The 6540-nt window shown below is 66.2% G+C and carries 6 protein-coding genes; 3 read left to right on the top strand and 3 right to left on the bottom strand.

The features are described from left to right. The first annotated feature begins 288 nt into the window (after positions 1–288). Positions 289–1584, top strand: coding sequence for a lipopolysaccharide biosynthesis protein (locus EN742_RS19610; protein WP_126056470.1), 1296 nt, complete (start codon positions 289–291; stop codon positions 1582–1584). Positions 1585–1595: 11 nt separating this feature from the next. On the opposite strand, the gene EN742_RS19605 is transcribed toward EN742_RS19610, so the two are convergent. The 3 genes from EN742_RS19605 to EN742_RS19595 are packed head-to-tail and all read right to left on the bottom strand — an operon-like array spanning position 1596 to position 4461. Continuing rightward, a complete protein-coding gene (locus tag EN742_RS19605) occupies positions 1596–2519 on the bottom strand; it encodes a DUF6492 family protein (RefSeq protein WP_127406857.1) in 924 nt (307 codons plus the stop codon). Continuing rightward, positions 2516–3298, bottom strand: a complete 783-nt coding sequence (locus EN742_RS19600) for a WecB/TagA/CpsF family glycosyltransferase (RefSeq protein ID WP_126056472.1) — start codon at positions 3296–3298, stop codon at positions 2516–2518. The genes EN742_RS19605 and EN742_RS19600 overlap by 4 nt, the downstream gene beginning before the upstream one ends. Continuing rightward, positions 3295–4461 carry a glycosyltransferase family 4 protein gene (locus tag EN742_RS19595; RefSeq protein WP_126056473.1) on the bottom strand — a complete coding sequence of 389 codons (1167 nt, stop codon included), beginning with the start codon at positions 4459–4461 and terminating at the stop codon, positions 3295–3297. Before EN742_RS19595 ends, EN742_RS19600 begins: the two co-directional genes overlap by 4 nt. Before the next feature lie 170 nt (positions 4462–4631). On the opposite strand from EN742_RS19595, the gene EN742_RS19590 reads away from it, so the two are divergent. Continuing rightward, positions 4632–5630, top strand: a complete 999-nt coding sequence (locus EN742_RS19590) for a glycosyltransferase (protein WP_126056474.1) — start codon at positions 4632–4634, stop codon at positions 5628–5630. After that, a partial coding sequence (locus EN742_RS19585; RefSeq protein WP_148670159.1) for an O-antigen ligase occupies positions 5599–6540 on the top strand: 942 nt, incomplete at its 3' end. The genes EN742_RS19590 and EN742_RS19585, both read left to right, overlap by 32 nt.

Raw genomic sequence — 6540 nt, 5'->3', positions numbered from 1 at the left:
GCGTCATCCTCGCCACGCATGGCCTGACCGAGCGCCAGCAGCGAGCGCTCACGCCTCCAGTCCTCACGGTTGTCCCTGTCGACCATTGTCTTGGAGCTTTACTCTTCGGCGGCTTGGGAGAGGCGGTCGGCCAATCGTTAAGCCACGCTAAACAGGCATAGGAAACAAAAGGTTAATTTCGGCGCCAGAAAGGCGAGTTTTCGCGCCCTGATTGCATGGTTTTCGGGCGCAGTCGAAGCCTCTCCAGAACGGCACGTTAAGCTTTCCGGCCTATGGTCCGGCGGATCTATGACCCATGCCAGCGACATACCGCAGAGGCGGAGCCTCACCCGGATCGGCGCCTTCGTGGCCGCGCGCCGGAAGCTGGTTTTCGATTATTTTTCCGCAATCAGCGGCGCGGGCGGACGGCTGGTGTTCTCGCTCGCCTATTTCATCGCGCTGGCCAACACGCTGTCGATCGCCGAATTCGGCATGTTCGCCACCGCTTCGGCGGCGGGCGTCATGCTGTCTCGCGTCCTCGCTTTCGGCTTCATCTCGGCGCTCTACCGCACCGCCACGATCCGCCCCAACCTGATCGGCACCTTCACCGCCGGCTTCCTGCTGCTCGGCATCGTCTCGCTGCCGGTTCTGGCGGCGGCATCCTACGTCGTCTACCTGATCTTCTTCGCCGGCACCGTGCCGCTGCCGGTGTTCGCCGCGGTCGTCTTCGCCGAGGCGCTGCTGTGGCGGCCGGTCGAGGTGGCGCTGATCGTCAACAACGGGCTCGGCAAGTTCGGCCGGGCCGCCGTGCTGGCGATCCTGGCGACCGCGCTAAGGGCGCTCGGCGCGGTGCTGTTCATGCTGGCGGCGCAGCACAGCGTCGGCGTCTGGTCCTGGTACTACATCGGCGCCAACGCGGCTTCGCTCGCCATCGCCTTCGGCTTCTTCTATCCGCGCCAGCGGCTGCGACTGCGCACCGAGCTTTATCTCAGGCGGCTCGCCGACTCGATCTATGTCGCCGGCGCCGAGGTCCTGTTCTACCTGCAGATGGAGTTCGACAAGCTGCTGGTGCTGTCGATCGGCGGCGCTCATCTCGCCGGCATCTACGCCATCATCATGCGCCTCGTCGACCTGACGGCGATCCCGATCCGCACCTTCTCGATGATGCTGGTGCAACGGATGATGCGGGCACCGGAGCTCTTGTCGCGGCTGGCCGTCAAGAGCGGCATCGAGGGCGGTGTGTTCCTGGTCTCGACGCTGGCGCTCGCCGCGCTCGGCATCGTGCTGCATTTCTTCCCCAACGCGCTGGGCAGGAATGTCGCGGAGGCGGCGCCCCTGGTGGCGCTAGCCATCTGCGTGCCCGGCCTGCGCAATCTGGTCGAATACCAGGCCGAGTTGCTGTTCGCGCGCGGCCAGACAGCCGTCCGGGCGCTCAATCTCGGCCTGCTTGCCGGGCTCAAGGCGGTGCTCCTGATCTATGTGCTGACGACGATCGCCGACACGTCCAACCTGGTGCTGTCGCTCAACGTCGTCTTCCTGCTGCTCTATCTCGCCTCGGCGTTTCTCACTTACTCGGCGATGCGCAGGCCGGCCAAGGCCATCTAATTCTGCTTAGGCTAAGCGAGCCCGATCAGGCGGCGGATGCGGCCGATGTCGGTGCCGATGAAGGACTGCAAGCCGATCGCCACCTGTTCGGGCGCCATGCCGGCAACGAAACGGCGGAAGTCATCGTCCGACAGGGGCTCGCCGGTCCAGTGGACGCGGCAGAATTCTTCCGAACCGTGAAAATGGCCGGCCCCCTCCGACACGTCGTCGACATAGCGGCCGTAGATCATGCATTCGGAGAATTTTCGCGCCGAGCCGAGGACCGCGACCCAGTCGCGGCCATGCACATTCTCGATCCGGCTGCACATCGCCGTGACGGTCTCGCGCCGCCAGGCGATCAGCGTCGAAATGTAATCGTGCACCGTGATCTTGGTCGGATCGATGCCGAGCGCCGCGCCGGCATTACGCGACCAGATGCGATGTTCGTCATGACCATCGTTCGCCAGGACGCCATCGCGCCGGAACAGCCGCACCTTACCGTCACGCCAGAAGGCACTGGCGTCGAACGGCCTGAGAAAGGCGACGTCGGAATCGCAGAAGATCAGCACGTCCTCGCCAGCATGGCCGGCAATGGCGATGCGGCGGAGCTGCTGCGCATGCCAGCCGCGCAGCGGCTGCGTCCTCAGGCTGAGCCAGACGCGGCGGCGAAACAGGGAGAACGGATCGTCGACGACATGCAGCCAGCGCGGCAGGAGATCGCGTTCGTCGACGACGATGCGACGGTGGTTCTCCAGTTGGCGAAACAGCGCCACGTCGCGATGCTCGACCAGTATGTAGTGGCGCGCGAACCCGGAAAGCTGGCGGTCCATCGTCTCGCACAGCAGACGGCAGCGTTCAAAATCCGGCGCATAGCTGGCGGTCACCACCGCGGCCGTCGGCGCCGGCGGCAGCCGCTGGACTTCGGCCGTTGCATCCGGGACGAAGCGGCTGTTCAAGGACGCGCTCCGGCGGCCGAGAATTTCTGCCTGGCGACGCGCCACAGGAACAGCGGGTTGCCGACGACGTAGCGGCGCCAGAGGCGGCCTGGCTCGATCAGCAGCCGGAACAGCCATTCGAGCCTGAGACGGCGCATCCACAGCGGCGCGCGCGGCACCGTGCCGCTCAGGAAATCGAGCAGCGCGCCAACCGCGATCGGCAGCGTGCAGTGACGGGCGTCGATGTGGCGCGCGATCCACAATTCCTGGCGCGGCACGCCCATGGCGACGAGCAGCACATCCGGCCGCAGCGCTGCGATCCTGTCGACGATCACCGGCTCCTCGGCGGCGCAGAAATAGCCGTCGTGGATGACCACGAACCTGTGCTGCACGGCGAGCGCGGCGAGCTTGACCGATGCCGCCTCGGCGTTCACGCGGGTGGCGCCGAGCAGGCCGACGGTCAGCGGCCGCGACGAGGCCTGCAGGAAGGCAGGCACGAAGTCGGTGCCGTTGAGGTTGTCCGGAAACGGCGTGCCGTAGAGCAGCAGCGCCGCCATGTCGACGCCGATGCCGTCGGGCAGGATGAGGAAATCGTCCAGCGCCTCGGCAAAGACCGGATCGGTGCAGGCGATGTTGGCATTGTGGGCGTTGAGGAAGCTGACCTTGGTGAAGCGCCGCTCAGCGACCAGCCGCGTCAGTAGCGCGATCGCGTCGTCCCAGCGGATGGCGAGCACGGGAATGCCGAGGATGGTCTTCAACGTGTCGGACCCGAACGCCTTGCGGGTGGCGTGCATGTTCATGCGAACGCCTCCTGCCTGACCGAACCGAGCTTATCGAGGCCAAGTTTGATCGCGGCATCGAGCGCCTTGACCTGACGGCGATGGAAGGCGCTGCCGTCGACATCCCTGGCATTCGCGGCGGCGGCCTCGAGCGCGGCGGCAAAGGCGATCGGATCGTCGGTGACGACACAATTGTCCGGGCGATGGCCGATGCCGCGCAGCGAGCGGCTGGTGGCGACGGACGGCAAGCCGAGTTCGAAGGTCTCGATGGTCTTGAGCTGCACACCGCTGCCGGCGGTGCTGATCAGCGGGATAACGGCGGCCGCGCGCACGAAGGCCTGCGCGTCAGGCACGCGGCCGACGAATTCGACACCGGGATGGGCGGAGGTGATGCCCGCCGGCATGCCGCCGGCGATCCTGATGCGGAAACCCGGTTTCAGATGCGGCACGACCTTTTGCAGGAACCAGTCGAGCCCGATGCGGTTCGGCTGCCAGGTCCAGGTGCCTATCAGGGCCGCGTCGAAGTCGATGCGCCTCCGGCCGGCCGGCGCCTGGCTGCGGGTGACCAGTGGCAACACCGCCGAGCGGTCGGTGGAGGCGACGCCAAGTGCCGCGCGATCCTCCTCGGCCAGGGTGAAGACGAAACGCGCCTGGCGGCAGAGCCGCTCTTCCATGACCTTGAGCAGCCTCGCCTCCCGGCGAAACAGGAGGCGCTGAAGGAGGCTTGCCGCGGCGGCGGCATTCTCCTCGGCCGAGCGGTGCTCGACATTGTGGGCGACAAAGATGGACGGCCGGTCGCCGAAGAGCGTCTCGAAGGCGCCGGCGAACTGCACTGAGTTCAGCACATAACCGTCAACTGGGCCGGCGCGCCCGATCGCGGCACGGACCTCGGCATCGGAAACGATACGCAGCTTGACCGAGGCGAAGGTGAGGCCGGAGAGCATCGCCTTGGCCACCCAGGCGAGCTTTTGCAGCGGTGCTGCGCTTTCGGTGCGCACGTCGACGGCGCCGAGCACGATGGTGTTGTCAGGGTCGGCCGCCGGCTTTCCCGGCCAATTGAAGCCAACCACGGTGACGCGCACGCCCGCGCGCCGCAACGCGTCTATGATCGCGGCGTTGGCAATCTCATAGCCCGAAGCGAGAGCGCCGTCGGGCACGATCGATGTGGCGAACAGCAGATGCATCTCACCTATCCAGCGCAACCCAGATAGCAAAGCGGGGTGAACCCTTGATTAAGTGAACCAAATGGGCGCCGAGAGTCTCGGTGTCGCGGATTTCGCCGCGAAAGGTGATTAACGAAACGTTATCATCGCAGTGCTATCGAGGGCCAAAATCACCCCTGCGGCTGGAGCGCATGATCCCCTTGCCATCGGACGGTTCGGTATCGATCGCGGGACGCTCCCCTGGGCTTGCCGCCGAGGCGATCGAGGTGGTCGTTACGCTGCCGACCTTCAAGCGCCCGCAGATGCTGCTGGCGACGCTGGCGTCGCTGAAGGCTCAGCGGACCGCGAGACGCTTCGCCGTGATCGTGATGGAGAACGAAGCCGAGGCGCGCGACGGCGCCAAGGCGGCCTTGCCGTCCTTCGAGCGCGGCGAAATGTCGGGTCTGGTCATCATCGCGCATGAGCGCGGCAATTGCAGCGCCTACAACGCCGGCTGGCAGACCGCGATCCTGCATTTTCCCAATTTCCGCCACCTGCTGGTCATCGACGACGACGAGCTCGCCGATCCCGACTGGCTGGAGCGCATGTGCAAGGCGGCCGAGACGCTCGGCGCCGACATAATCGGCGGACCGCAGGTGCCGGTGTTCGCGGAGCCGACGCATACCAGATGGGCGGAGCACCCGGTCTTCGCGCCGCCCTATCGCGAGACGGGCCGCGTGCCTGCGCTCTATTCGTCCGGCAACCTCCTGGTCGGGCGACACGTGCTGACCGCCATGAGCCCACCCTTCCTCGACCTGCGCTTCAACTTCATGGGCGGCGGCGATTCCGATTTCCTCAGCCGAGCGGCCCAGAAAGGCTTCGTGCTCGGCTGGTGCGCCGCAGCCAAGGTGCATGAGACGGTGCCCGCCCGGCGCGTCGAGGCCGACTGGATCCGTGCCCGCAGCCTGCGCAACGGCGTGATCTCGACGCTGGTCGAGAAGAAGAAGCGCGCCGGCACGCCGCTTGCCGGCCTGAAAGTGTTCGCCAAGAGTCTGGCGCTGCTTGCCGCTTCGCCGCTGCGCGGCGCGATCCGGCTGGCGCGGACGGGATCGGTCGCGATCGGCCTCTATCCCATCCATGTCGCCCTCGGCCGCGTGATGGCCGAATTCGGATACGCCAATGAGCAATACCGGCAGCCTGAGAAGAACTGAGCGGGCGCCGCTCAGCGCGGCGTTCACCCGCGAGGGCGTCGCCACCGCGATAGCGGCGCTGCTGTTCACCGTCATCATGGTGTCGTTCCGGCCGTTCCAGCCGGCCGGCGCCGAGTTGACCGGCCAAGGTGGCGACATCGTCAATCAGCTGGGTTTCAGCTCGCTCGGCGCGATCTCGATCTTCTCGCTTATGGCGTTCGCCGACCCGCGGGTGGCGCGCTCGCTCTTCAGCCCGTCCTGGATGCTCATGCTCGGCTTCTTCATGCTATCGGTGGTGCTGGCGACCGATCCGCCCTCGGCGATGCGCGCCGCCTCGTTCACGCTGATCGGCATCCTGACCATGGCAACGATCCTGGCGCTGCCGCGCGACGCGGAAAGCTTCTCCAAGGTCATCATCTTCACCGCCATTGTCGTCATCGGCCTCTCCTATGTCGGCCTGATCGTCTTTCCGCATGAGGCCATGCACACGGCCGACTCGCAGGAACCCGAACATGCTGGGCTCTGGCGCGGCGTCTTCACCCACAAGAACATCGCCGGGCCGATCATGGCCTGCTTCAGCTTCGCCGGGCTCTATCTCTATCGGCGGGGGCAGAAGCTCTGGGGCGCGGGCATCTTCGCCGTCGCCATGATCTTCATGCTGCACACCGGCTCCAAGACGACGGTCGGGCTGGTGCCGTTCTCGATCCTGATCGTGGTGCTGCCGAGCCTGATCGGCATGCGGCTCGGCACGCCGATCCTGTTCGCGCTGGCAATCATCGCCACGGCGGTCGGCACGCTGGGCATTGTCTTCATTCCGCCGGTGAAGCACCTGGCGGCGGTCTATTTTCCCGACCTTACCTATACCGGGCGCACGACGCTGTGGGAGTTCGCCGGCGGCATGCTGGCGAAGAAACCCTGGACCGGCTACGGC

Source organism: Mesorhizobium sp. M4A.F.Ca.ET.020.02.1.1 (genome assembly GCF_004022645.1).
In the GTDB taxonomy this organism is placed as follows: Bacteria; Pseudomonadota; Alphaproteobacteria; order Rhizobiales; family Rhizobiaceae; genus Mesorhizobium.
The sequence above is the reverse complement of the archived record's forward strand: the minus strand, read 5'-3'. Positions and strand labels throughout refer to the sequence as shown.

Excerpts from the sequence above, each read along its gene's own strand:
- EN742_RS19590 (WP_126056474.1), top strand. The coding sequence starts at position 4,632 with ATGATCCCCTTGCCATCGGACGGTTCGGTATCGATCGCGGGACGCTCC.
- EN742_RS19610 (WP_126056470.1), top strand. The coding sequence starts at position 289 with ATGACCCATGCCAGCGACATACCGCAGAGGCGGAGCCTCACCCGGATC.
- EN742_RS19595 (WP_126056473.1), bottom strand. The coding sequence starts at position 4,461 with ATGCATCTGCTGTTCGCCACATCGATCGTGCCCGACGGCGCTCTCGCT.
- EN742_RS19600 (WP_126056472.1), bottom strand. The coding sequence starts at position 3,298 with ATGAACATGCACGCCACCCGCAAGGCGTTCGGGTCCGACACGTTGAAG.